The organism is Phaeobacter sp. BS52 (assembly GCF_045040595.1).
GTDB lineage: Bacteria > Pseudomonadota > Alphaproteobacteria > Rhodobacterales > Rhodobacteraceae > Phaeobacter > Phaeobacter piscinae.
Map to the genome: position 1 here is coordinate 2,510,367 of NZ_CP090662.1, position 24,633 is coordinate 2,534,999.

The window sequence follows — 24,633 nt, forward strand, 5'->3', positions numbered from 1 at the left end:
TTCGCACAGATCGCCTGCCGTTGGGGCAGCCTGATCAGGGCCGCCCCGATATCGTGTGTTGATGGCGCATCAGGAGCGAATGCGCCAACCGGTTTTGAATATCCACCAGATCACCGCAAGACAGAGCGCCGTAAAGCCGCCGATGGCCAGCAGGCTAAGTCCGACGGGCACGTCTGAGGCGCCGAAGAACGACCAGCGGAAACCGGAAATCAAATAGACCACCGGATTGAAGAGGGTGATTTTCTGCCAGATCGGCGGCAGCATCGAGATTGAATAAAACGACCCGCCCAGAAACACCAGTGGTGTGACGATTAGCAAAGGCACCAGTTGCAACTGCTCGAAGTTCTTGGCCCAGACCCCAATAATGAAGCCCAAAAGAGCAAAGCTGACGCATGTCAGCACCATGAACAACACCATAGCCAGCGGGTGCGCGATGGTCAGATCGACAAAGAGCGACGCCGTCACCAGAATAACCACGCCGATGAACAGCGCCTTGGTTGCCGCCGCCCCCACGTAGCCAATCACGATCTCCAGGAAATTCACCGGCGCGGAGAGCAACTCATAAATGGTGCCGATAAATTTTGGAAAATAGATCCCGAACGACGCGTTGGACGTGGCCTGTGTCATCACGCTGAGCATGATCAAACCCGGCACGATGAAGGCACCGTATGGCACGCCTTCAACCTGGTCAATGCGGCTGCCGATAGCTGCTCCGAACACCACGAAGTAGAGCGAGGTGGACAGCACCGGAGACAGGAAGCTCTGCATCAGTGTGCGAAAGAACCTCGCCATTTCAAAGCGGTAGATTGAAGCGATTGCGGTCCAGTTCATGTCGATTCTCCTGAAACCAGCCCGACAAATATGTCTTCAAGGCTGGATTGCCGGGTTTGCACATCCGCCAGCGTAAGGCCGGACTTTGCCACGTCGTTCAACAGCGCCGTGATGCCGGTGCGCTCGGCGTTGGTATCGTAGGAATAAATCAGCCCGCGACCATCCTCGGTCAGGGTCAGCCCATAGGCAGCAAGGCTGTCGGGGACCGCTGTCAGCCCGTCGGTCAACTGGACTTCCAGCTGCTTCTTACCGAGCTGCGCCATCAGCTTGGCCTTCTCCTCGACCAGCAGGATTTCCCCATTCGTGATGACGCCCACCCGATCGGCAATGGCCTCGGCTTCCTCAATATAATGGGTGGTCAGAATGATGGTGACACCATCGCGCTTCAGCTCTGCCACCACATCCCACATGTCTTTGCGCAGTTCCACGTCGACGCCAGCAGTCGGTTCATCGAGGAACAGGATGCGGGGATCGTGGCTAAGCGCCTTGGCAATCAGGACGCGCCGTTTCATGCCGCCTGACAGTTCCATAATCTTGCTCTTGCGTTTGTCCCAGAGCGACAGTTTGCGCAGGATATCCTCAAGCAAGGCATCGTTGCGCGGTTTGCCAAACAGCCCGCGGGAAAATCTGACGGAGTTCCAGACCGTTTCAAAGGGCTCAAGATTGATTTCCTGCGGCACCAGCCCGATCAGGCTGCGCGCGGCGCGGAAGTCTTCAATAATGTCGTGCCCGCCGACCGAGACATGGCCTGATGTGGGTGTTGTGATGCCGCAGACGGTTGAAATCAAAGTGGTTTTACCGGCACCATTTGGACCGAGCAACGCAAGGATTTCGCCCTCCTCAATATCGAGCGAGACCCCCTTGAGGGCCTGAAACCCACCCTCATATGTCTTTTCCAAATCACGAATGGATAGGATGGCTGACATTGCTGCCTCCTTCAAAAGTAAACTCATCAGTTCAGCGCAAGGTAGCGCCAACATTGCGCAACCGCCAGCGGGGATTGCAGCGCCAGCGTTTACAGGTGCGCATTATCTTGTGCATTGGTGCAGATCGGATTTTATCTTGACGTCAAACTATTTTTACATCATCAGCTATCTCGACATCAAGATATGAGGCATGACATGGATATTCTTCTTTTTGGGGCGACCGGAGATGTCGGCCGCGCCACGGTGCAGCAGGCCATTGAACGCGGGCACCGTGTGACTGCGATTGCGCGCAATCCAGACCTGCGCGGACCACTGGGCGACCAGCTGGTGACACCGCTCGCCCTGGATGTGTTGACCAGCGCTGAGCAACTGGCCGATCTTGCCCGCCGCCATCAGATCATTATCAGCGCATTGCGCCCGATCGCCGGGCAGGACGCCTTGCTGGTGGAGTTGACGCAAGCGGTGCTGCGGGCCGCAGAAGCGGGCAATATCCCCGCTCTGATCACCGGAGGCGCTGCCCTTTTGAAACTGGCTGACGGCAGCGGGGAAACGGTGCTGAGCGCACCGGGCTTTCTGCCGGATGCCGTACGTCCGATTGCAGAGGCCTGCGCCACGCAGGATCATTTGCTGGAGAGCACATCATATGTGGATTGGACCTGCCTGCGCCCACCTGCGATGCTGCAGGAGGGAGAGCGCCGGGACCGCTACGAATGGGGCACCGATACGCTGGTGACCGATGCCGATGGGCTGTCGCGGATTTCCTTTGCCGATTTTGGCGGTGCCTTGATGGATCTGGCAGAGCAGCAAAATCGCCCCGAGAAGCGGTTGACTGTCGCTTGGGGGAATGCCTGAGTTCAGACCCTAATAAGGCAAACCGACGTAGTTTTCGGCCAAAGATGCCTGCGCCGCGTCCGAGGAGAACAGATAGTCGAGATCGGCCTGCTGCAGCCGCAGATCCGCTGGCGACATGTCAGGGAAGCGATGCAGCAGGTTGGTCATCCACCAGCTAAACCGCTCAGCTTTCCAGATCCGCGCCAGCGCGCGCTCGGAATAGCTGTCCAGCGCAGTATCATCACCGCGCTGGAAGTGATCAGACAAACCTTCGTACAGATAATGGATATCCGAGGCCGCGAGGTTCAGCCCCTTGGCCCCTGTGGGGGGCACGATATGGGCGGCGTCGCCCGCCAAAAACAGCGCGCCATAGCGCATAGGCTCGGCCACGAAGCTGCGCAGCGGCGCGATGGACTTCTCAATTGAGGGCCCGGTTTGCAATCCACGCGCCACATCGTCGGGCAAACGTCGCTTCAACTCCTCCCAGAAGGCGGCATCGCTCCAGTCCTCGACCCGGTCGGTCAGCGGCACCTGAATGTAGTAGCGGCTCAACTGAGGATTACGCATCGAACACAGCGCAAATCCACGGTCGTGCCGGGCATAGATCAACTCATCCGCAGCGGGCGATGTCTGCGAGAGCACGCCGAGCCAGCCAAACGGGTAGACCTTTTCGTATTCACGCAGGACATCTGACGGGATCGACTTGCGGCTGACCCCGTGAAACCCATCCGCGCCCACAATGAACGTGGTATCAATGCGACGGGTTTCGCCCTGCTGTTCATAGGTAACATAAGGCCGCACCGTCGTCAGATCATGCAGCGCGACATTCGCGGCCTCGTGGATGATCTGCCCTCCCATGGCGTCACGGGCCTCATAGAGATCGCGCGTCACCTCGGTCTGGCCGTAAACCATCACCGTCTGTCCCTTGGCGCTGCCCGCAAGGTCGATACGGTCTAGCCGCCCCTGATGGGCAATGTGAAATCCATGGTGCACCATACCGTCGCGGTCCATGCGCGCGCTGGCGCCAGCCCGGCGCAGCAAGTCCACAAACCCGTGCTCCAGAACGCCTGCGCGAATGCGTCCCAGCACGTAGTCCCGGGTCTGACGCTCCAGAACGATTGTGTCGATCCCGGCCCGGTGCAGCAGCTGCGACAGCAACAGCCCGGAGGGACCACCTCCAACAATCACCACCTGTGTTGTCTGGCTCTGCATCAGCTCTCTCCTGTTCGCCCACCCATCATGCCGAAACTCCGCCATCTTGCGAATAGACCCAATCGCCGCATTCTTGTATATTTCGTACATGACTGATCCAAAGGCGATAACCACCTACTCCCTGTTTGGGGAGAATACAGAACTGGCGGATCTTCTGCATATCGAGAGCATTGAGGCACGGTCCTCGCTCCATGATTGGTCGCTGACGCCCCATCGCCATGCCCGGTTGCATCAGATTTTGGCGCTGACGCAAGGCGGTGGTCTGACCACGCTTGACGGTATCGAGCAGGATCTTCATTCCCCGTGCATGATCAATATCCCTCGGGGCGCCGTGCATGGGTTCCGGTTTAGCAGCGACACCAGAGGATGGGTGCTGACACTGACATCCGACCTTATGGATCAGGTGCTTGGCGATCGTTCCGACATTCTGACAACACTGGATCGTGCGGCGGTCACCCCCCTGCGGGATGACTTGTTACAGCTTATCACCGCGATCCGTGATGCTTATGGTGCCGACGGGTTTGCACGTACAGCGATCCTACGTGGACTTGTGGGCGCGGTCACCGGCACGGTCGCGCAATACATCGGTGCGCAGCAGTCCCGCGATGCCAACCCGAAGGCGCATCAATTGTTCGCCCGGTTCGAAACACTGGTAAACCGGGATTTCCGTGCCCGGCGTCAGGTCAGCGACTACGCACGTGAACTTGCCGTTTCGACAACGCACCTCAATCGGATCAGCCATCAGGCCACCGGGCAATCCGCCTCACAGCTGATCAACGAGCGGATGCTACGTGAGGCGCGTCGCCTGCTGATTTACACGACATTGAGTGCAGCACAGATCGCCTATGAGCTTGGCTATGCTGACCCCGCCCATTTCAGCCGTGTGTTTGCGCGGGGGACCGGGCTGCCGCCAAGACGGTTTCGCTTAGCATGTCACCGCAGGCGGGTTGCCACCTGAATAAACCGTCGCTGTCTCGACAGATGGTCAAAAAGAAACCGCCCCGGATCGCTCACGGGGCGGTTTGATTGGTTTCGGCCAGATGGCTGGCGCTTACTCTTCCGGGCCTAGCTTTGACAGACCTTTCAGAATGTCGATGGCATAGGCCAGTTGATAATCCTCTTCGCGGCGCTCCGCTGCGGCCTCGGCTTTGGCGCGGTCTTCCTCGATCTGGCGGATCTCATCCTCGGAAAGGCTGTCGTTGTTCAGACGCCCCCGCAGGTCTGCCTCAGACCGGGTCCGGCGGGCGGCGGAGGTATTGTCCTCTTCCTCTTCCGCATTTGGATCCCGGCGCGGCTGTTCCACGACAATATCCGGGGACACCCCGAGCGCCTGGATCGAACGGCCAGAGGGCGTGTAATACCGCGCCGTGGTCAGGCGCATCGCACCATCCCCCTTAAGCGGCATCACCGTCTGGACCGACCCTTTGCCAAAGGATTTGGTGCCGACCACAATGGCACGGCGATGATCTTGCAGCGCACCCGCAACAATCTCAGATGCCGAAGCCGAGCCACCGTTGATCAGCACCACGATGGGTTTGCCGTCAACCAGATCGCCCGGCGTCGCGTTGAAACGTTCGCCGTCCTCAGGATTCCGCCCACGGGTAGAAACAATTTCACCGCTGTCGAGGAAGCTGTCCGCCACCTTAATCGCCTGCGTCAGCAGACCACCCGGGTTGTTGCGCAGATCCAGTACGATACCGTTGACATTGTCCATGCCGCCAGCCTCTTCCAGCTGCTTTTTCAGACCCGCCTCAAGGTTGGGCGTGGTCTGGTCGTTGAAGGTGGTCAGGCGCAGAACAACCGTTTCATCCTCGGTCCGGGCGCGTACGGCTGTCAGCTTGATGGTGTCGCGAATGATCGACACATCAAAGGGCTCCGCCTCACCTTCGCGCACAACGGTGATGACGATCTCGGAGCCAACCGGCCCGCGCATCAGATCCACCGCCTCGTCCAGAGCCAGTCCCAGAACGCTTTCGCCATCCACATGGGTGATGAAGTCGCCCGATTCCATCCCGGCCTCATCCGCAGGGGTGCCATCAATGGGCGAGACCACTTTGACGAAGCCTTCTTCCTGCGTGACCTCAATGCCCAGACCACCAAATTCGCCACGGGTCTGCACCCGCATATTGGCGGCATCATCCGGGGAGAGATAGCTGGAATGCGGGTCCAGTGAGGCGAGCATGCCACCAATGGCCGCTTCAATCAGCTCAGTCTCATCGACGTCTTCGACATATTGCACGCGGATGCGTTCAAAGATGTCCCCAAAGAGGTCCAGCTGCTCATAAACGCTGGCCTCCCGGCTGCCTTCCTGGGCCAGAAGCGGCTCAGCTACATAGGTGGTGGCAAGTATCCCTGCCAGCGTGCCGCCCACTGCGGCCATCGCGAATTTTCTCATGAACTAATTTCCATCCTTGTCGGTGCGGAACCAGGTTTCGGGGTCCACCGGACTGTTGTCCATTCTCACTTCTATATAGAGCGTTTCTGTGCGGTCAGTTCCAGCCCCTTCACCGCTTAGTGACAAAATGGCGCCGATTTCCGGGTTTTTGCCCCCCATCAGGCCAACCGGGGTTCCTGCGGGGATGACCTCGCCCATGGTTCCGTAAACTTCGGCCAGTCCCGACAGCACAAAAAGCGTCTCGGGCTGCGGTTCGAGGATGACCACATTGCCAAGATCCAGCAGCGGCCCCTGATAGCGGATCGTGGCGGCGGTGGGCGACACCACCAGCGCGCGCGGACGTGCCGCGATCAGCCAGCCGGGGCGGGCGATGCCAGCGGCGTCTTTCTCACCATAGCCGCGCAGGACCAGCCCTTCGACGGGGATCGGCAGCTCGCCTCGCAAAGCACTGACATCGGCCTCAATTGTTGCGATCTCCCCCTCTGCGATTTCAGCCAGCCCGCTGGCAAACCCGCTGAGCGTCTCCGTCGAGGATATCAGAATGGCCGTTCGCACAGGATCCTGGGTGAAGCGGCGTGGCAGATCGGTGCGGTCGGCAATGGCGGCAGACAGTTTCACGCGGGCCTCTTGCACACCGTTCAGACCTTCCTTCAGGGTATTGGCGGCGCTTTGTTGCAGCAGCCGCAGCGTCTGGACCTCCTCCAGATCACGGCGCAGCGCGGTTGCCCGCGCCTGCAAGGCCGGTGTCACCTCAGCCAATGTCATGGCAGAGCGCGCGGCCCCAAGCGGCCCCGAGGGGTGCAGCATCAGCACCGGTGGTGGTGCGGTCTCGATGGTCTGCAAAACCCCGAGCAAATCCGCCACATCATCTTCGCGCGCTTTCAGCTGGGCCGCCAACTGCCCCTCGCGCTGCGCGACACGGCGCAGGCCATCGCGCATGGCAGCCAGCCCGGCCTCGTAGGCGCGGACGGTTTCGGTCAATGCAGTAACGCGGTCCCGTGCAGTTTCCGCCTGCTGAAGCTCAAGCGTGGCGGTCTCCAGCTGGTTGGCCGCCCGCTGCGCCGCTGTTGCGGGATCCTCTGCCGCCTTTGCGCCCCATGCCAATACTGACAAGGCCAGCGCAAGGGCAGAGGCCTGCAAGCCACGCCGAACAACATCAGGCCAAAAGATGCCGCAAGCTGAACTCATGCCAGCAGGCTCTCTCCGGTCATTTCATCCGGTTTCGGGAGGTTCATCAGCTGCAAAAGCGTTGGCGCCAGATCTGCGAGACGGCCATCACGCAGCTGCGCCCCAGCCGGTCCACCGACCAGCGCGACGGGTACCAGATTGGTGGTATGGGCGGTGTGCGGACCGCCTGTGTCAGGATCGACCATCACTTCACAATTGCCATGATCAGCTGTGACCAGCATCACGCCACCTGCGGCCTTCAACGCGGCGGCGACCTTGGCCAGCCCCTGATCGACCGCTTCGCAGGCCTTGATCGCAGCACTTAGATCACCGGTATGACCAACCATATCCGGGTTCGCATAATTGGTGACGATCAGGTCATAGCCTGCCTCAATCGCCTCGACAAACCGCTCGGTCACCTCAGGCGCTGACATTTCCGGTTGCAGATCATAGGTCGCAACCTTGGGCGATTTCGGCATGGCGCGGTCTTCGCCCTCCTCCGGGTCTTCTTTGCCACCATTGAGGAAGAAGGTCACATGCGGATACTTCTCCGTCTCGGCGAGGCGGAATTGGCGCTTGCCCTGTCTCGCCACCCAGGCACCCAAAGTGTTGATGATCGCGCGTTTGGGAAACACGGTTTGCATGTATTCGTTATGACCTGCGGAATATTCCACCATGCCCAGTAATGCAGCCAGCTCCGGGCATGCCCCGGTATCGAAGGCATCAAAACCCGGCTCCCCCATAGCGCGCAGGATCTCGCGGGCGCGGTCGGCGCGGAAATTCAGGCAGAAAATGCCATCCCCGGCCTTCACACCGCCATACCCATCAATCACCGTGGCCTTAATAAACTCATCCAGCTCATCGCGGGCATAGCTGGCCTTGATCGCGTCCGCGGCGGTCTCCGCCTCATATTGCCCGCGGCCAAGGATCATGGCGTCATAGGCCTGACTGACACGTTCCCAGCGATTGTCGCGATCCATCGCATAGTAGCGCCCGGTGACGGTGGCGATACGCGCGCCCTCCGCGAGATCGCCTTGCAGGGCGGTGACGAAATCCAGAGCAGATTTCGGGGCGACATCGCGCCCATCGGTCATCGCATGCAGCCAGACAGGCACACCCGCATCGCGGATCGCCTTCACCGCCGCAAGGATATGGGTGATATGGCCATGGACGCCGCCATCCGAAACCAACCCCATGAGATGTGCCGCACCGCCGGTTTCCTTCAGCCGGGCAATGAAACCCTGCAGCGCCTCATTGTCGAAAAACGAACCATCCTCGATTGCGAGATCAATCTGGCCCAGATCCATTGCCACCACCCGGCTAGCGCCGATATTGGTGTGGCCCACCTCTGAGTTCCCCATTTGCCCGCTTGGCAGGCCGACATCCGGCCCATGGGTGATCAACCGCGCCATTGGGCAGGTCTTGGCAATCTCGTCGAGCGTTGGTGTCTGTGCCAGATAGGGCGCATTGGCGGTTCCTGGATCGGCATTGCCCCAACCATCAAGGATACACAGAACAACTGGTTTGGGCGTCGACATGGTTTCAGGCTCCGGCTCTGAGTGGCGTTACTGCCTTCTACAGATTTGCCGGGGATTGGGAAACCGCCGATCGGTCTGGAGGGGCTATCCGCTCGCCCCTCCGGTCTTGGGCGAGCCCCTCAGACCGGCTGCGCCGCCGATGTGCGATACTGGCGCTCAATGTCCAAGAGCCGCTGTTTGCGCCACAGCCCCCCACCGTATCCGGTCAGCGACCCATCCGCACCAATCACCCGGTGGCAAGGCACCACCAAAGCGATCTGATTGGCGCCATTGGCGCGGGCAACAGCACGGGTGGCATCAGGGCGGCCAATGGTGCGCGCAATCTCCGAATAGCTGCGGGTGATGCCCGGTGGGATCTGTCGCAGCGCATCCCAGACCTGCTGCATGAAGGCTGTGCCATGATAGGCCAAAGGAGTCTCAAACCGCGCCGAACGCCCCGCAAAAAACGCATCCAGTTCCGCCCGGATCTGCTCGCTCGGCGGTGTGGGACCTATGCCGAGGTCGCCTTTCACCGCGCGTTGCAATTTGTCCAATTCGCCCTTGAGCGCCTTGCGCTCCACGAATTCCAGCAAATGCAGTTCTGTCTTGCTGGCAACGGCAATCATGTCACCAAGCGGTGTCGCAATCCAATCCGCCAGCAACAGGCCTTCGCCGGTCAGGCTACCAGGCGCGTGCCCCAACAGGCGGGCAAATGCGGCGCGAAACGCGCTGGGGGAGTCAAATTGCGCATCCAGCTGCGCCTCGATCACCTTGCCGCCGTCCGACAACACGGTGAAACCTTCGCGCAGCTGGCGCTGGCGGGCCATCTCCAGAAAGGTCATGCCAAACTGCCGCTTGAAACTGCGGCGCACCGTGGAGAGATCAAAGCCCATGCGGGTGATGTCCCCCTCCCCCCAGCGGTAGTCCGGGCGTTGGTCAAGGGCCGCCAAGAGGGTGGCCACTGCGGGATCTGCCTCTGCCATCGGGCGCAGGGGGTGGCACCGTTTGCAGGCGCGAAACCCCGCTTCGATACATTCGCCTACGCTGCCGAAAAACTGGCAGTTCTCGCGTTTGGGTTTGCGTGCCGGGCAGGTCAGGCGACAGAAGATGCCGGTGGTCGCGATGCAGACATAAGCCTGCCCGTCATACCGGTCATCACGATTGAGCAGCGCCTGATACAGCGCCTCATGGTCAGGAAGATCAAACAACATATGCCCTGTTTAGCATATGGCCCTGAGCCTGCCGCCGATAATCAGGCGTGGATTATGCGGCGGCAGGTTTTTTGGTTTGGCAGCCTCTGGCATGCGCCCGTATCAGTCCAGCGCGACGCGGCACCAGACGGCATCGTGATCGGACAGCGGACGGCCATTTTCATCAACTGAAGACACCAGACGGTTTTCCGTTGAGCGCATACCACGGGTGCAGAACCAATCCAGTTTCATCTGCCGGTCCGGATGCGGCGTGATAAGGCTTGGCCGTGTGGTGACACCATCCGGGGTCGCCGACCAGTCATAGCCATGCGCGCGCGCCAGATCGAACAGCGTCTCACGTTGCCAGTCGAAATCAGGCGGCAAATGGTTGCCAGTGTTGAGATCACCGCCGATCAGCACCGGCATATCCGGCGCAAACGCCTCGATTGCATGCAGCAGACGGTCGAATTGCGCATGGCGGTGGTCGGCGTCAGCATTGCTTTCCAGATGGGTGGAGACAACGCAAATCGGCCCCGCCTCAGTCGGCAGGACCGCCGCGATAGCCATCCGCCCGCCAAGACGCGGCTGTTCCGGATCGGCGGGCACCTCATCGGAGGAAAACCAGTGGCCGTGGTCATCCAGCCGGATCAGGGTGACACGCTCTGGCGGAACTGCCGAGAGGATGGCGTTCCCATGCCAGCCAAACAGGTTGAAATCATCCGTGCAAAATGCCTGCTCGGTCGGGCCACCCAGATCCAGTTCATGGAACTCAACGCCAAAGACATAGGCCATGTCCAATGCTTCCGCCATGGCCTCGGTGGTGTGGCGCTGACCGGTGCGGGCCATGCCGTGATCCACCTCCGACAGCAGGACGACCTGCGGGGCGAGAGGTTGAATATGGCGGGCCGTATCCTCCGGGAACAGGCAGCGCTCGACGTTCCAGGCAACAACAGAAACCGAGGCGGTCAAGACCTCCAGAGAGGCCTGACCGCCGGATTGCAAGGCCGACATTGCCGGCACCTCAGCCATCAGCGCCCGATGCGCCACCGCATTGCGCGGCGCCGCCTTGATCCGCGCCTGCAGATCGGATGAAACCGACGGCAGACTGTCCAGAACCCGTGTCATCGTCGCTGGCCGCTTTCCGCATCAAACAGGCAGATCGCAGCTGGATCGACCGAGATCTGATGGGTGCCGGGATCAACCGGGATGTCCTTCAGTACGTGAATGGTGAAGGGTTGCCCCCCCAGTTTGCCATGCAGCAGTCGATGGGCGCCGAGTTCTTCGATCAGCTCCACGTTGATGGCAAGGCCACCTTCGGCGACCAGCTGGACGTCCTCCGGCCGGATACCCAGCTTGACCGCGCCCTGGGCCGAGGTGTCCAGCGCGCCCATGGAGACACCATCCGGCAATGTCACCTGGCCGTTGGCGATGGTGGCGTCGATCAGATTCATCGGCGGGGCGCCCATGAAGGATGCCACAAAGACAGACGCCGGGTTGTGGTAGATCTCAGACGGGGTGCCGATCTGTTCGATACGGCCACCGTTCAGCACGATGATGCGATCCGCCATGGTCATCGCTTCGACCTGATCGTGGGTCACGTAGATAGAGGTCACGCCCAACCGACGTTGCAATGCCTTGATCTCAATCCGCATCTGGTTGCGCAGCTTGGCATCGAGGTTCGACAGAGGTTCGTCGAACAGGAACAATGCCGGGTCACGCACGATGGCACGGCCCATGGCAACCCGCTGGCGCTGTCCACCGGACAACTGAGACGGTTTGCGGTCCAGATACTCTTCGAGGTTCAGCATCTTGGCGGCCTCGGCCACCTTGCGCTCGATCTCATCCGCAGGGGTTTTGCGGTTTTTCAGACCGTAGGCGATGTTCTTGCGCACGGTCATATGCGGATAAAGCGCGTAGTTCTGGAACACCATCGCGATATCGCGATCTGCGGGATCCACGTTGTTCACCACCCGGTCGCCGATCTCCAGCGAACCTTCGGTGATATCCTCCAGACCGGCGATCATGCGCAGCAGGGTGGATTTGCCACAGCCCGACGGGCCGACCAGGACGACAAACTCGCCGTCCTCGATCTTGAAGCTGGAGGAGGTGACGGCCTCAACCCCGTTGGGGTAGACCTTGCGTACAGAATTCAGGGTAACCTGAGCCATTGTGTGAAGTCCTTACTTATCGGATTCCGTCAGGCCCTTGACGAACCAGCTTTGGAAGAAAATGACGACTGCCACCGGGGGCAGGATGGCAATCACTGCCAGAAGATTTGCGCGACCGAATTCCGGCACATTGGTGCCTTCCAGGGTCTGGGTGATCTGCTTGATCCCCCGCACCAGCGTATACATGTCCTCTTCGGTCGTGATCATCGTGGGCCAGAGATATTGGTTCCAGCCAAAGACAAACATGATGATGAACATCGCTGCGATCATGGTTTTGGACAGCGGCACGAGAATATCGATGAAGAACTTCACCGGCCCTGCCCCGTCGATGCGGGCAGCCTCAACAAGTTCTTCGGGGATCGACCGGAAATACTGCCGGAAGAAGAACGTCGCCGTGGCCGATGCGATCAGCGGAATGATCAGCCCCTGATAGGTGTTCAGCATACCCAGCTGCTGCACGACCTCATAAGAAGGCAGAATACGCACCTCCAGCGGCAGAAGCAGCGTGGTGAAGATCACCCAGAATGCCAGGGAGGCGAACCGCAGGCGGAAGTAAACGATGGCATAGGCCGCCATCATCGCGATCACGATCTTGCCAAGCGCAAAACCGATGCCCAGCACGAAAGAGTTGAACAGCATTCGGGTCCCGGTATTCGCTCCGGAGAACCCAGACGCCTCAAACATCGCCTTCTCGAAATTCTCATCGAACTGATCGCCGATTTTCAGCTGCGGGCCGTATTTGATGATGTCCACATCCGGCACCGTGGTGGTCAGCACCACCATGATCAGCGGCACCAACATGAACAGCGAGCCGAGGATCAGCACAGTGTGGTCGCCTATAGCCCCCCAGTTGATGGAGCGGCGTGGCGTTTGGACGGGTGTTTGGTCAGCCATGTCAGCCCCCTCAGGTATAGTGGATGCGGCGGTCGATCAGCCGGAACTGAAAGATCGTAAGCGCCAGGACAAGGACCATCAGAATAACCGACTGCGCCGACGAACCACCCAGGTCGTTGCCACGGAAACCATCCACGTAGACCTTGTAAACCAGGGTCATCGGGTTGTTCCCCGGCTCACCTTTCACAAGGGTATCGACGATGCCGAAGGTGTCGAACAGCGCATAGGTGATATTGATGATCAGCAGGAAGAAGCCGGTCGGCGCCAGCAGCGGAAAGGTGACATCCCAGAACCGGCCTGTGGCTGAGCGATTGTCGATCAGGGCCGCTTCGCGCACGGAACGCGGGATCGACTGAAGCCCGGACAAAAAGAAGATGAAGTTGACCGGAATCTGTTTCCAGACCGACACCAGAACCATGGCGGCAGCAGTGTCATTGAAATTCACACCCAACACAAAATCCCAACCAAAGACGCCAGCAAGGCGCGTCAGCGGCCCCCAGCTCTGGTCGAACATGATCAGGCCGATGAAGCCTGCAACCGGCGGTGCCACCGCGTAGACCCACATCAGAAGCGTCCGGTAGGTGCGGGCACCGCGCAGAACATTGTCCGCCTTCACCGCCAACAGCAGTGCAATCGCCAGCGAGAAGAAGGTTACCAGCACTGTAAAGACGAGAGTGAAGATCGCGACACGGCGATATTCGGAATTGCCCAGAAGATCGGTATAGTTATCCAGCCCCACGAAGGTAGAGCCAAACCCAAACGGATCCTGAAGGTAGAAGGACGACTGGATTGCATGCCAGGCGGGCCAATAGAAGAAAATAGCGATAATGACGAGCTGCGGCATAAGCAACAGGATCGGCATCCACTTGGTCGAGAATCCGGCGCGTTTCACGGTGTGCCTCTTCGTTGGAATGCGTGACGGCCGCAGGGGCTGCGGCCGTCACAAGTAAGGGGAAGCCCCGCGATTAGCCTTGGGTTTTTGCGAAACGGGCCAGCAGGTTGTTGGCTTCGGCTTCGATGGCGTTGAACGCGTCTTCAACCGATGTCTCACCAGTCAGGATGCGGCCGTATTCACGGTTCATCACGTCGCGAATCTGCACGTAGAAGCCCATGCGATAGCCTTTGGTGTTGTCACCACCGGGCAGCGACAGCTGCTGGATACCAACCTCGGCAGCAGGCGCACGGTCATAATGGCCGTCCGCTTTTGCCATTTCATAGGCGGCTTCTGTGATCGGCACATATCCGGTCTCTTTGTGCCAGAAATACTGCACCTCAGAAGAGGTCAGGAAGTCGAAGAACGCAGCAGTTGCCTTGTTTTCTTCGGCATCATGACCAGCCATCGCAAACAGGGACGCGCCGCCGATAAACGTCTGCGTCGGCTCTTTGGTCACACCTTCCCAATAGGGCAGCATGGTAGCGGAGAAATCAAACGGCAGGTCTTTCTTGCTCAGACCACCAAAGGAGCCGGAAGACCCCAGCCACATGGCAACCTTGCCTTCTTCAAACGGCGTCTGGTTGTCGCCCCAGCCTGTGCCGAACCATTCGAAATGGCCCTTTTCCTGCCAGTCGGTCACAGCGGTGAAATGCGCCTTGATCGCGTCATTGTTCACCAGAATCTGCGTGTCGACGCTGTCGTAACCATTGTTGTTGGTTGCAAACGGCAGGTTATGGCGGGAATGGAAGTTCTCGGTGAAGATCCAGGGCAGGTGCGATTGCGAAAGGGCGGTATACCCGGCCTCTTTCAGCGCGGGTGCGGTCACGGTCTGGAATTCTTCCCAGGTCTTGGGTGCGGTAACCCCCGCTTTTTCTAGCGCCTGGATGTTATAGTACATGATGGGCGTGGAAGAGTTGAACGGCATGCCGATCATCTTGCCATCGCTGTCGGCGTAGAAATAGCGCACACCAGCGATATAGTCGTTGATATCGAAATCAACGCCATTGTCGGCCAGAAGATCCTGCACCGGAATGGTCGCGCCCTTCGCGCCAATCACGGTAGCCGCGCTTAGCGTCAAACACCTGCATCACATTGGGTTGCTCACCCGCGCGGAAGGCGGCGATGCCTGCGGTCAGGGTCTCTTCATAGGTGCCCTTGAAAACCGGGGTGATCTTATACTCATCCTGGCTCGCGTTGAAGTCAGATGCGATCTGGTTGACGGTATCACCCAGCGCACCACCCATGGCGTGCCACCAGGTGATTTCAGTTTCGGCATATGCAGCATTGGCGGCGAATGCCAGCGTGGCAGCGGTTGTGAACGCAATACGTTTCATCTTCTGTCTCCGGTCCTCCGTCGCCCTTTTGCGAGCGAGCGGTTCCAATTGAACCACGGCGACCGGTTCAGCCCGCCGCGGCATTATGAATTGGCCTCCCCTTAGGCCAGTGAGCTCTGCTGCAGCAGCGCTTTAAGCGCTTTTGTCTCAGGAACGAGTCCGTTGCACCAGACCTGCACACGTGTTCATATAGGGGCGGTATGTAACGGTTGTGTCAAGGGTTTCGGTGTTTAACGAAAAAAACATCCCGCCCGAGAGGGACGACAGATGAAACGACAAGGCCCAGCAGCTGGTAGGCGGCTTTCGCGCGTGACAGCAGCGGATGTCGCTGAAATCGCAGGTGTTTCGCGTTCGGCAGTGTCACGGGCCTTCACCGAGGGCGCCTATCTTGATCAGGAGAAGCGCGAACGCATCCTGTTGGCCGCCCATGAGCTGGGCTATCAACCAAACGCGCTGGCGGCCACGTTGCAGGGCGCCCGCTCAAATCTGGTTGCGGTCTTTGCGGGGGAGATGCGGAATGAATACGACAAAGAGGCCACCTCGGCCCTGATTGCTGGCCTAAACGCTGCGGGTAAATGGCCTGTGGTGATCGCTGGTAGTGGCGACCATGCCCGCGATGCCGTCACTCAGGTGCTGCGATATCCGCTGGACGCGATGATTCTGCGCAGCGGCAGCCTCGCCTCCGAGATTGTCGATCTTTGCAGCAAACTGCATATCCCCGTCATTGCCTCTGGCCGTATCATCGACGCTGAGCGGGTCGATAACATATGCCTGCGCAATCATCAGGCGGCGATGCTGGCAGCAGATTTGTTTGCGCAACGGGGGCGGCAGCACGTCGCATTGGTGGGCGGGCCCGACGACTTCGGCGCGACCGCTGAGCGTCGGAATGGGCTGCTCGACGGCCTGGCGAAGCATCGGCTCACCCTTGCTGGAGAAATCAAAGGAAACTACACGACCGAGAGCGGGTATTTCGCCACACAAAGACTGTTGGAACAGGCCAACTTCGATGGAATATTCTGTGCCAATGATGCCATGGCCATCGGGGCACTCGGGGCGCTGAAGGATGCCGGGCGTACCGTATCACAGGATATCTCGGTCATCGGTTTTGACGATATCGAAATGGCCCGCTGGCCAACGATCCGGCTGACCACATTGCGAAACCCTATTGGTGACATGGTCGCTGCGGTATTGTGCTGTCTGGATCGGCGCCTTGACCACCCTCAGGCGCAGGAAGAGACCGTGCTGCTGGATGCGGAAATCATTCTGCGTGACACGCATTGACCACCACATCCTATTTCTAAAACAAATCCAATATCTTACCCCGCCTAAGACATGCCCCTCTGACTTCCCCCCAGAGGAACAGGCACAGGTCGGCAGCGCGGATCAACACGCGATTTGGATAGCATCTGCTCAGCAATATGAGGAAGAACACTCACCTAGCAGTCATAACCACTGTTTGCGTGACCACCGCGTAAACGCCGTGAACAGCCCGAGCATACGCCCGAGGGCAAATCGTCTAGTTTATCGGATGTTCAGAGAAAAATGGCTGGGGTGGTAGGATTCGAACCTACGATCTTCAGTACCAAAAACTGTTGCCTTACCACTTGGCCACACCCCATCGGTGAGCGGCTGTCTAAAGGCAGATATCGGGAGGCGCAAGGGGGTTTCTGGAAAAAAATGCAGTTTTCGCGCTTCCCTTTGATCGCGTGGATTGGCCTTGGAAATCACCGCCTGCGATCTTTGGTTTTTCGTGGCTCACCCAGTCTTTACAAGGATCGCGCCCGCGCGTTTTCCGGCCTCCACGGCCTGATGCGCCTGAGCTGTATCCGCCAGGTCGAAAACCGCGGCGATAGGAGGCTGAAGCGCGCCCTGCGCCGCAGCGGCATTGATACGTTCGATGGCATTGCGCCGGGCCTCTGCGGGCAGCAGATAGACCAGCGCCATCTCCAGCGTTACGGCTTTAAACATCAAGGGATAGAACGGCAGGCTTGGGGTCATGTCCCGTGCCGATCCATATGCGGTGATGCGTCCGTTGGGGGCGATGACAGCGGTGTCGACCGCACAATTGGCACCAAATTCAACCTCAACAATGTGATCCACGGGACGGCCCCCGTTTGCGGCCAGGATCTGGTCAGCCAGATCATCCTCAGCGTAACTCAGCACTGCATCAGCTCCGGCACGCTGGACCCGCTCAAAATCCGCAGACGAGCAGGTGGCAACCACCCGCGCGCCGCCCCATTTGGCCAGCTGCACTGCCAGCAGACCAACCGTCCCGGCGCCGCCTTGGATCAGTACCGTTTTGCCACCGACATCGCCGCCGGAAAATACTGTATGGGCCGCTGTAAGTGCAGGAATACCCAAGACTGCACCCTGTTGCAGGGTCAGCCCTGCGGGCAGAGGAACAGCCTGATTCTGCGGGTAGGGTGATCGAGGTGGCTGCGGTGCCATTTGGACGTTGCCACTGACCATTCCAGATCCAGACCTGCTCTCCGATCCGGGCCGGATCACCCCCCTCGCCCACCTCGACGACCACGCCAGATCCGTCGCTATGCGGGACAATCACAGGATAGGGCAGTTCAGAGACGCCAGCACGGGCACCGGCCCTTGCCTTCACATCCGATGGGTTGACGCCGGAATAGGCCAGTTCAACGCGCAGTTCGCCCAGCGCAGGCGCGATATCGGGCAGGTCCTCCAATTGCAGCACAGTTTCCGCCGGTCCAAATGCCCGATATGTGATCGCTTTCATGATGTGGCCCCTCTCACCCTATGCGACCGAGCGCCCGCGTCGGCAAGACCCGGCACCAGTCACCCCCGCAAAAGAACGAAGACGCGGCAGGCTTGCAAGCCCCCGCGTCTGCGTTGTTTTCACCCGGTTTAAAGATCACCCGGCTGTCATCCTGTTCAGGCAGGAACGCCTGCGGATCTCAGCGCCTTGCTCCAGTCCTTGCCAAAAGGGGCATTGGGGGCAGCATGGTCTTTCTCATAACGGGCGATATTGAAGCCCGGCTGGACATCCAGCAAGGATTTCACCACATCCCGTGCCTTGGCCGTTTGACCCATGGATTGCAGGGCGATGGCCTTCGTCCGCAACGTTGCCGGGAACGTCGGGTTGGCCTGTAGCGACCGATCCGCAAGGCTGACCGCACGGTCATAGTTCTGCGCCCCAAGGTTGGCCGTAGCCGAAAGCGAATCAAAGTAATATCGCTGCGGCCCAAGCGGTGACAGGCGACGCGCGGCATCAGTCAGGCGGACGGCATCTTCCGGCTGATTCTGATAGGCAAGCGTTGTCCCCTTGAGCAGCAAGGCCAGGGCCTCATTCGGGTTGTCCTTCAACGCAAGGTCATAGGAATCCTGCGCCAGATCGAAGCGGAACATCAGGTGGCTCGCGATCAATCCGCGCACGGTCAACGCCAGCGAAAAGGACGGATCCTGCGCCAGTGCCGCCGCAATCAGCTGATTGGCCAGATGCGCATCCAATTGCCGGTCGGTCGAGAACCCCTTCTGCACACGCATCACGTGCCACATGGCCATCCACGTCAGAGCAACCGGATGCTGCACCTCACGCTCCAGCAATACAGCAAGAATTTCCTGCGCCTGATTGAACTGCGGCAGCTGCATGTCCTGCATCAGTGCAATCGCCGCCATCAGCAGCGTGTGGCTGTCATGTTTGGACAAGGGGCGAAAGCCAACCAGCCGCACCGACTCCCCCACAACCGTCCATCCGATCTGCGCAGTCACATCCCGCAATGCTGCGCTGCATCCACTGGTCAGTGATGCGAGGGACTCGGTGAAATCTCGAGACCAGATGACCCGCTCACGCTCGGCGTCATGCAAATCGACCTGAAGCCGATACGTCTGTCCGGTAACATTCACCGTTCCTGAAACCAGATAGTTGGCGCCCGCCATCGAGTAGACTTCGCTTGGCCGGATTTGGTGCGGATCAAACTGCCGCGAGGCCAAATATGACGTCACACAAAAGGCATGGCTGCGCGACAGATGGCGCACCAATTCCTCCGAGAGCAAGGCGCCAAGTGGTGATTTCGCATCTCCCGGCGCACGATGCACAAATGGCAGAACCGCAATTGGTGGCAGCAGGCTGTCAAGCACCGCGCGGCTGTAGTCCCGCAGCATTCCGGTCGCAGCCCGGTTTCGGGCATCGGCTCGCGTTAGCTCATTGCGCTGCTGTTCCAGCCAGACCGCGAACGTCGTTTCATGTGGAAGCTCAAACCCCTCCATGAAATCGCCTTTTCCCGGATCTGCATCCACCTCTATTTGGGACAGATCCAGCACCACACGCTCCCGATTGGCAGACAGCAAACGCGCGCAATCCGCGCCAAGATGTCGCCGAAGGGTCGACAGCGCTGTCCTCAGGCTGGCCTTGGCCTGTTCTGGCTGCGCCAAACTCCACAGTGTACGCTCAAGAAAGGCCCGCGTTCGGACCCCGCCCTCTGCGGTAGACAAAAGTGCCAATAATGCTTGGTGCTTTGAGCCGAGGAGAACACTCTCTCCATCGGGCAGAAAAACTCCAAACGCGCCAAACTGGCGAATTCTAAGTTTATTTTCCATATCCCAACCCATTATCTCTGGCAATTCAACCGAGACCTAAACCCCCTTACCCCGACCAAATTGATTACCCACAAATTAACCATCTCACAGGAATCAATAAAAGTCACCATAAATAATACAACCTAAAGGGTTTCAAAGTGTTTGAATAACGAACTTTTGTAACAACGCCAACCTACCCGGATATTGGTTGGCAAGCACCCATGCCAGAGCACTCCATCTATGTGCGACGTAGATCGGGACAGAGGGGTGGGATCGAAATCCAGCCGCCCTGTTCGTCTCAGCAACCGATGCAAACCAACCACGGGCAAGAGGCAGAAAGAGCTTACAGTTCAAGGAACAGGTCATATCTGACCCGCCTCCATTTCATGTAGCTTCACCAAACCAGTATATGCACGCAAGGGTTGTTTTTGAATTAAGCACTCGGCACAAATCGATACCCATCGCCGGAGGCCTCGACATACCCAACGCCATTCTCTGGCAGATGATAGCCCACAACCAACAGCTGTTCAGCGGCCAATTGCTGTAGCAGCTGCTGCCGCACCTGCGCTGCGGCAATGGGATCCTGATCCGACGCAAGCTCCCAGCCCGGTTCAGAAAAACTGACATGGGCGTTGGTAACCGCATCCCCCAAGACCATAACTCTGTCGGAACCACGGGCGACCTCAAACGACATGTGGCCGGGCGAATGGCCAAAAGTGGCCCGCGCAGCAACGCCAGGAAGGATCTCAGCACCATCGTCAAACAGGGTGATCCCCTCTGCCAATACCTCCATCCGGCGACGCGCACCGACGGCCATGGATGCCCTTTCCTCGCCAATCGTCTCGACCGTCGCCGGATCAAACCAATAGTCCCATTCCTGACGTCCCATCAAATGCTTTGCGTTGCCAAAAAGCGGATCATCAAAATCGTCCAGAACTCCCCAGAGGTGATCCGGGTGGCAATGGGTAAAGACAACATGGGTAATATCCTCCGGGCTAATGCCGACCGCAGCCAGAGCATCCGGCAATTGCCCTGTCCCATCCTGAAAGCCAGGCCCGGCCCCCGCATCGAAAAGAACAATGCGATCCGCGTCACGCAGAAGGGTGATATTGATCGCTCGGCGTCAGCGGATCGTCAGGCGTCATCCCATGCTCTGCCAGAACCGGGGCAAGCATGGCGGGATCCAGATCGCCGTATAGGAACGACGGCGGCAGACGCATCTGACCATCGGACAGGCTGAGAATCTCCGCACCACCAAGCGAGACTCTGGTCTCAGACCAAACGCGACTCGCTGGCAACAAAGCCATGCCCGCCCCCAACCCCTGCACGAAACACCGTCTTGTCACTGTCATGATCTGCCTCCCTCGACACGCCCTTATGATATTCAAATATGTGCATAAAATGAAGCCCGTCAGACCTGATATCTCGGATTGTTTCGCAGAACAAAAAAAGAGCCTACAGATTGCGATCTGCAGGCTCTTTGGTTTTCATTGCGAGAAAATGAATTACTTCCGGCTCAACTCTTTCCAGACGCCGTTTTCAACCACCGAAATAACAATGACATCGGCACCGCGATGATCATCAGGACCATATGTGATTTGTGTGTCAGTCAGCGCATCGAAGAAATCGAGGCTTTCCATCCCCTTGATGAAGCTCTCATGCGTCAGCTCGGGGCCCGCCGCCTCCAGCGCGTTCACCACGGTATTGGCAGCGCTATATCCAAGCATGGCAAAGCCACCGGCGGGCTGGCCGAACTTGGCCTCATAGTCCGCCATAAACTTGGCGGGCACTTCATCATTGGCCCGGGCGATCAGATCGGCCCAGCCTGCCGCCGCATATAACCCGTCTGTCACGCCGCCCGGTACGGCGGCCACCACCTCAAGAAATCCGGCAGAGGTGTTGAGGAATTTCACATCCGTCCAGCCCAGTTTCTTGGCCGTGCCAACCACGGTGATCCCCTGCCGCACGCCAAGCGCCATGGTGACGACATCGCACCCTTCCGCCTTCAGCTTGGTGAGGGAGCCAACAAAATCCAGCTCATCCGGTTTGTGCGTCGTCTCAGCAGCGAAACGCAGGCCCAAATCGGCGGCGATATCCGCACTGCCCTCCTTGATCTCCTTGCCAAAGTCGGACGGGATATACATGGAGCAGACTTCCTTGGCATCGAACTCCTCTGCCAGATAGCTCACCCCGGCCTGCACCTGATCATAGTAGCTGGAAAAGCCGATGAATTTATTGTCCACCGGGTCCTGCAGCATCTGCCGCGCAGCGGTCAGCGGGCTGATGTTGGGGATGCCCTTCGGGTCGAGCAGTTTAAAACCGGCGATATTCATCGGTGTGCCAAGCGACAACAGCATCGCAAACACCTGATCGCGGTTCAGAAGCTTGTTGTAGCCCTGCATCGCCCTCGGGATCTGGTAGCCATTGTCTTCCACCACGAAACGGATCTGACGGCCATGGACCCCGCCATTTGCATTGGCTTCCTCAAAACGCAGATTGGCGCCATTTACCGCAGGCACGCCCACCGCAGCAAAGATCCCGCTTAGGTCATTGACTGACCCCAACACGATTTCGCTGTCGCTGACGCCCTGAGTGTCCGCCATCGCCTGCGGCGCAAGCCCCGCTGCCAGAGCTACCCCGACAAGCTTCGCTGTCCATGTCTTCATCTGCGCTTACTCCCTTGTGTCCCCCGGCGCGGATGCGCCTGTTATGTCAATACATCTGGTCAATCAGGTTCTTGTGCTTTTTCTCCACCAGCCCGCGTTTCAGCTTCATCGTTGCGGTCAGCTCGTCATCCTCAGCCGTCAGCAGGACATTGATCAGGCGAAAATCCTTGATCTGTTCGACGCGCGCAAAATCCCGGTTCACCGCGTCGACCTCGCCCCGGATCAGATCAACCACCTGTTCCGCCGCACAGAGCGAGGCAAAATCACTAAACGGGATTTTTCGATCCTGGGCAAATTTCTCGACATTTTCCTGATCAATCATAATCAGGCAGGTCAGGAATTTACGCCGATCACCAATCACCACCGCATCGGAAATATAGTGGCTGAATTTTAGCTCAGCTCTCGATTTCCGCCGGGGTGATATTCTTCCCACCAGCGGTGATGATAATGTCCTTGATCCGCCCGGTGATGGTTAAGAAACCTGCATCATCCAGCTGTCCAACGTCGCCTGTGCGCAACCAGCCGTCCTCGGTATAGGTTTCAGCGGTTTTTTCAGGCTTGTTCCAGTAGCCCTGGAAGTTGTTCAGCCCCCAAAGCTGAATTTCGCCATCCGGCGCGATGCGGATCTCGACGCCTGGCACCGCCTGACCAACGGTGCCCGGACGATGGGACAAGACGCGGTTGGCAGCGGTCAGCCCCGCGTTTTCGGTCATTCCGTAGCCTTCGATCAGGGGCACCCCAATCGACCAGTACCAGCGCAGCAACTCAGGTGAGATCGGTGCCGCCCCCGTACCGCCCCGGCGCAACCGGTCCAGCCCCAGCATCCGCCGCAGATTCCGCAGGACCAGCAGATCCCAGATACGGTAGCGCAGCGCGATGCCGCTCGGGACGGGTTTCGCGGCCAGCACATAGTTGGCCCGCGCCGCGCCCACCGCCACCGCCCGGTTAAAGGCCCAGCGACCCAGCCAGGTCGCCTCCTGCGCCAGCACCAGAACGCGGGAATAGACTTTCTCCCAGACACGCGGCACCGCAAAGAAGGTTGCAGGCGAGACCTCCTGAATATTGTCAAAGACCGTCTCCGGGCTTTCGGCGAAATTCACCGTACTGCCCGCCGCCATCGGCAGATAGACCGAGACGTTGCGCTCAAGAATATGGCACAGCGGCAGGAAACACAGCTGTTCATCCGTGGCATAACACTCCAGCGACCGCGCGCCCGATTCCATCGTGGCCAGAATGTTCTCATGGCTCAGCATGGCGCCCTTAGGCAGACCCGTGGTGCCGGAGGTATAGATCAGCAACGCAGTATCATCCGGTCGAGATCGCGCCACCGCATCCTCAAACGCGGTTGGATTGGCGATTTTATAGGCTGCCCCCTGATCATAGAGCTGATCGAGAAACAGACATTTTTCATGCCGGAGATCATGCAGCCCGTCGCGGTCCAGAATGATCACCCAGCGCAGGTGCGGAACCTCCGCCTCAATCTCCAGAAACTTGTCCAGCTGTTCGTCATTCTCCACCACCAGGAACCGGCTGCCGCTGTCGTTGACCAGATAGGCCAGCTGCTGCGCTGAATCCGTGGTGTAGACCCCCGAGGCAATCGCCCCGGCGCCCTGAATACCCATATCGAGGTAGAGCCATTCCTTGCGATCTTCGCTGAGGATTGAGACAACTTCGCCGCGTTCCAACCCAAGCGCCATCAGGCCGAGGCCGATCTTCTCAGCGTGGTCCCAATAGTCCTGCCAGGAATAGGCCTTCCAGATGCCCATGTCCTTCTCTCGGTGCGCGGTGCGGGGACCAAGCGTGCGGCAGCGCAGTGCAAAGAGCTTCGCCACTGTATCGCAGCGATCCACCATGACCGGCCGTTGTCCGGGCGTCGCGTTGTAGCTGGCACCGTTCAGCACGACCTGAGGCAACGGGGCCGTTGCCCCATCCTGCTCTGCTCTGCGATCTGCCGCCACCACTGTCTGTGTCACCGTTACCCCCATCCGCGCTTGAACCCATGTTTTTGCGCCTGTTCAGCCCT

Annotated in this window: 19 protein-coding genes, 1 tRNA gene and 3 pseudogenes; 4 read left to right on the forward strand and 19 right to left on the reverse strand. The window is 59.1% G+C overall.

What is annotated here, in order from left to right:
* Nucleotides 1–69: 69 nt before the first annotated feature.
* The gene (locus L0Z65_RS12155; RefSeq protein WP_024098559.1) at nt 70–831 is read right to left on the reverse strand and encodes an ABC transporter permease; all 762 of its coding nucleotides are present in this window, start codon (nt 829–831) and stop codon (nt 70–72) included.
* Nucleotides 828–1,757 carry an ABC transporter ATP-binding protein gene (locus L0Z65_RS12160; RefSeq protein WP_405107925.1) on the reverse strand — a complete coding sequence of 310 codons (930 nt, stop codon included), beginning with the start codon at nt 1,755–1,757 and terminating at the stop codon, nt 828–830. The genes L0Z65_RS12155 and L0Z65_RS12160 overlap by 4 nt, the downstream gene beginning before the upstream one ends.
* Here L0Z65_RS12160 and L0Z65_RS12165 point away from each other — a divergent pair.
* Entirely contained in the window at nt 1,747–1,944 is a 198-nt protein-coding gene (locus L0Z65_RS12165) for a hypothetical protein (RefSeq protein WP_405107928.1), read from the forward strand. The genes L0Z65_RS12160 and L0Z65_RS12165 overlap by 11 nt on opposite strands.
* A gap of 8 nt (nt 1,945–1,952) precedes the next feature.
* Complete coding sequence (locus L0Z65_RS12170; protein WP_405107931.1) at nt 1,953–2,609, forward strand: NAD(P)-dependent oxidoreductase; 657 nt, start codon at nt 1,953–1,955, stop codon at nt 2,607–2,609.
* Nucleotides 2,610–2,618: 9 nt separating this feature from the next.
* On the opposite strand, the gene pobA is transcribed toward L0Z65_RS12170, so the two are convergent.
* Nucleotides 2,619–3,800: a 4-hydroxybenzoate 3-monooxygenase gene (gene pobA, locus L0Z65_RS12175; protein WP_405107933.1), complete on the reverse strand. Its 1,182-nt coding sequence runs from the start codon at nt 3,798–3,800 to the stop codon at nt 2,619–2,621.
* Nucleotides 3,801–3,888: 88 nt separating this feature from the next.
* On the opposite strand from pobA, the gene L0Z65_RS12180 reads away from it, so the two are divergent.
* Nucleotides 3,889–4,758, forward strand: a complete 870-nt coding sequence (locus tag L0Z65_RS12180; protein WP_405107936.1) for a helix-turn-helix domain-containing protein — start codon at nt 3,889–3,891, stop codon at nt 4,756–4,758.
* A gap of 93 nt (nt 4,759–4,851) precedes the next feature.
* Here L0Z65_RS12180 and L0Z65_RS12185 read toward each other — a convergent pair whose 3' ends face one another.
* The 9 genes and pseudogenes from L0Z65_RS12185 to L0Z65_RS12225 form a co-directional block, all read right to left on the reverse strand.
* Nucleotides 4,852–6,195, reverse strand: coding sequence for a S41 family peptidase (locus tag L0Z65_RS12185; RefSeq protein ID WP_405107939.1), 1,344 nt, complete (start codon nt 6,193–6,195; stop codon nt 4,852–4,854).
* A 3-nt stretch (nt 6,196–6,198) separates the two neighbouring features.
* On the reverse strand, nt 6,199–7,383 hold the full coding sequence (locus L0Z65_RS12190) for a murein hydrolase activator EnvC family protein (RefSeq protein ID WP_405107941.1): 1,185 nt from the start codon (nt 7,381–7,383) through the stop codon (nt 6,199–6,201).
* Entirely contained in the window at nt 7,380–8,900 is a 1,521-nt protein-coding gene (gene gpmI / locus L0Z65_RS12195) for a 2,3-bisphosphoglycerate-independent phosphoglycerate mutase (protein WP_405107944.1), read from the reverse strand. The genes L0Z65_RS12190 and gpmI overlap by 4 nt, the downstream gene beginning before the upstream one ends.
* Before the next feature lie 119 nt (nt 8,901–9,019).
* Nucleotides 9,020–10,090: a bifunctional transcriptional activator/DNA repair enzyme AdaA gene (locus L0Z65_RS12200; RefSeq protein WP_405107946.1), complete on the reverse strand. Its 1,071-nt coding sequence runs from the start codon at nt 10,088–10,090 to the stop codon at nt 9,020–9,022.
* A 102-nt stretch (nt 10,091–10,192) separates the two neighbouring features.
* Nucleotides 10,193–11,194, reverse strand: a complete 1,002-nt coding sequence (locus L0Z65_RS12205; RefSeq protein ID WP_096870436.1) for an endonuclease/exonuclease/phosphatase family protein — start codon at nt 11,192–11,194, stop codon at nt 10,193–10,195.
* Complete coding sequence (locus tag L0Z65_RS12210) at nt 11,191–12,237, reverse strand: ABC transporter ATP-binding protein (protein ID WP_040171407.1); 1,047 nt, start codon at nt 12,235–12,237, stop codon at nt 11,191–11,193. The genes L0Z65_RS12205 and L0Z65_RS12210 overlap by 4 nt, the downstream gene beginning before the upstream one ends.
* Before the next feature lie 12 nt (nt 12,238–12,249).
* Nucleotides 12,250–13,131 carry an ABC transporter permease subunit gene (locus tag L0Z65_RS12215; protein WP_040171410.1) on the reverse strand — a complete coding sequence of 294 codons (882 nt, stop codon included), beginning with the start codon at nt 13,129–13,131 and terminating at the stop codon, nt 12,250–12,252.
* Between the two features lie 10 nt (nt 13,132–13,141).
* Nucleotides 13,142–14,023 (reverse strand): ABC transporter permease subunit, encoded by an 882-nt coding sequence (locus tag L0Z65_RS12220; protein ID WP_024098571.1) that lies wholly within the window; start codon nt 14,021–14,023, stop codon nt 13,142–13,144.
* A gap of 73 nt (nt 14,024–14,096) precedes the next feature.
* Nucleotides 14,097–15,399: pseudogene (locus tag L0Z65_RS12225) on the reverse strand (extracellular solute-binding protein).
* 267 nt (nt 15,400–15,666) lie between these two features.
* Here L0Z65_RS12225 and L0Z65_RS12230 point away from each other — a divergent pair.
* On the forward strand, nt 15,667–16,680 hold the full coding sequence (locus L0Z65_RS12230) for a LacI family DNA-binding transcriptional regulator (RefSeq protein ID WP_405107952.1): 1,014 nt from the start codon (nt 15,667–15,669) through the stop codon (nt 16,678–16,680).
* A gap of 262 nt (nt 16,681–16,942) precedes the next feature.
* Here the strand turns inward: L0Z65_RS12230 and L0Z65_RS12235 are convergent.
* The 7 genes and pseudogenes from L0Z65_RS12235 to L0Z65_RS12265 form a co-directional block, all read right to left on the reverse strand.
* A tRNA-Gln gene (locus L0Z65_RS12235) sits at nt 16,943–17,017 on the reverse strand.
* Nucleotides 17,018–17,154: 137 nt separating this feature from the next.
* A pseudogene (locus L0Z65_RS12240) lies at nt 17,155–18,145 on the reverse strand (NADPH:quinone reductase).
* 155 nt (nt 18,146–18,300) lie between these two features.
* The gene (locus tag L0Z65_RS12245) at nt 18,301–19,965 is read right to left on the reverse strand and encodes a tetratricopeptide repeat protein (RefSeq protein WP_096870433.1); all 1,665 of its coding nucleotides are present in this window, start codon (nt 19,963–19,965) and stop codon (nt 18,301–18,303) included.
* Between the two features lie 412 nt (nt 19,966–20,377).
* On the reverse strand, nt 20,378–21,058 hold the full coding sequence (locus tag L0Z65_RS12250; protein ID WP_405112541.1) for an MBL fold metallo-hydrolase: 681 nt from the start codon (nt 21,056–21,058) through the stop codon (nt 20,378–20,380).
* Nucleotides 21,036–21,296: a hypothetical protein gene (locus L0Z65_RS12255; RefSeq protein WP_405107955.1), complete on the reverse strand. Its 261-nt coding sequence runs from the start codon at nt 21,294–21,296 to the stop codon at nt 21,036–21,038. The genes L0Z65_RS12250 and L0Z65_RS12255 overlap by 23 nt, the downstream gene beginning before the upstream one ends.
* 153 nt (nt 21,297–21,449) lie before the next feature.
* Nucleotides 21,450–22,610 (reverse strand): ABC transporter substrate-binding protein, encoded by a 1,161-nt coding sequence (locus tag L0Z65_RS12260; protein WP_405107958.1) that lies wholly within the window; start codon nt 22,608–22,610, stop codon nt 21,450–21,452.
* 46 nt (nt 22,611–22,656) lie between these two features.
* A pseudogene (locus tag L0Z65_RS12265) lies at nt 22,657–24,595 on the reverse strand (AMP-dependent synthetase/ligase).
* Nucleotides 24,596–24,633: the final 38 nt, after the last annotated feature.

Coding starts and splice junctions, on each gene's coding strand:
- L0Z65_RS12155 (WP_024098559.1), bottom strand. CDS start 831: ATGAACTGGACCGCAATCGCTTCAATCTACCGCTTTGAAATGGCGAGG.
- L0Z65_RS12165 (WP_405107928.1), top strand. CDS start 1,747: ATGGCTGACATTGCTGCCTCCTTCAAAAGTAAACTCATCAGTTCAGCG.
- L0Z65_RS12160 (WP_405107925.1), bottom strand. CDS start 1,757: ATGTCAGCCATCCTATCCATTCGTGATTTGGAAAAGACATATGAGGGT.
- L0Z65_RS12170 (WP_405107931.1), top strand. CDS start 1,953: ATGGATATTCTTCTTTTTGGGGCGACCGGAGATGTCGGCCGCGCCACG.
- pobA (WP_405107933.1), bottom strand. CDS start 3,800: ATGCAGAGCCAGACAACACAGGTGGTGATTGTTGGAGGTGGTCCCTCC.
- L0Z65_RS12180 (WP_405107936.1), top strand. CDS start 3,889: ATGACTGATCCAAAGGCGATAACCACCTACTCCCTGTTTGGGGAGAAT.
- L0Z65_RS12185 (WP_405107939.1), bottom strand. CDS start 6,195: ATGAGAAAATTCGCGATGGCCGCAGTGGGCGGCACGCTGGCAGGGATA.
- L0Z65_RS12190 (WP_405107941.1), bottom strand. CDS start 7,383: ATGAGTTCAGCTTGCGGCATCTTTTGGCCTGATGTTGTTCGGCGTGGC.
- gpmI (WP_405107944.1), bottom strand. CDS start 8,900: ATGTCGACGCCCAAACCAGTTGTTCTGTGTATCCTTGATGGTTGGGGC.
- L0Z65_RS12200 (WP_405107946.1), bottom strand. CDS start 10,090: ATGTTGTTTGATCTTCCTGACCATGAGGCGCTGTATCAGGCGCTGCTC.
- L0Z65_RS12205 (WP_096870436.1), bottom strand. CDS start 11,194: ATGACACGGGTTCTGGACAGTCTGCCGTCGGTTTCATCCGATCTGCAG.
- L0Z65_RS12210 (WP_040171407.1), bottom strand. CDS start 12,237: ATGGCTCAGGTTACCCTGAATTCTGTACGCAAGGTCTACCCCAACGGG.
- L0Z65_RS12215 (WP_040171410.1), bottom strand. CDS start 13,131: ATGGCTGACCAAACACCCGTCCAAACGCCACGCCGCTCCATCAACTGG.
- L0Z65_RS12230 (WP_405107952.1), top strand. CDS start 15,667: ATGAAACGACAAGGCCCAGCAGCTGGTAGGCGGCTTTCGCGCGTGACA.
- L0Z65_RS12245 (WP_096870433.1), bottom strand. CDS start 19,965: ATGGAAAATAAACTTAGAATTCGCCAGTTTGGCGCGTTTGGAGTTTTT.
- L0Z65_RS12255 (WP_405107955.1), bottom strand. CDS start 21,296: ATGACAGTGACAAGACGGTGTTTCGTGCAGGGGTTGGGGGCGGGCATG.
- L0Z65_RS12260 (WP_405107958.1), bottom strand. CDS start 22,610: ATGAAGACATGGACAGCGAAGCTTGTCGGGGTAGCTCTGGCAGCGGGG.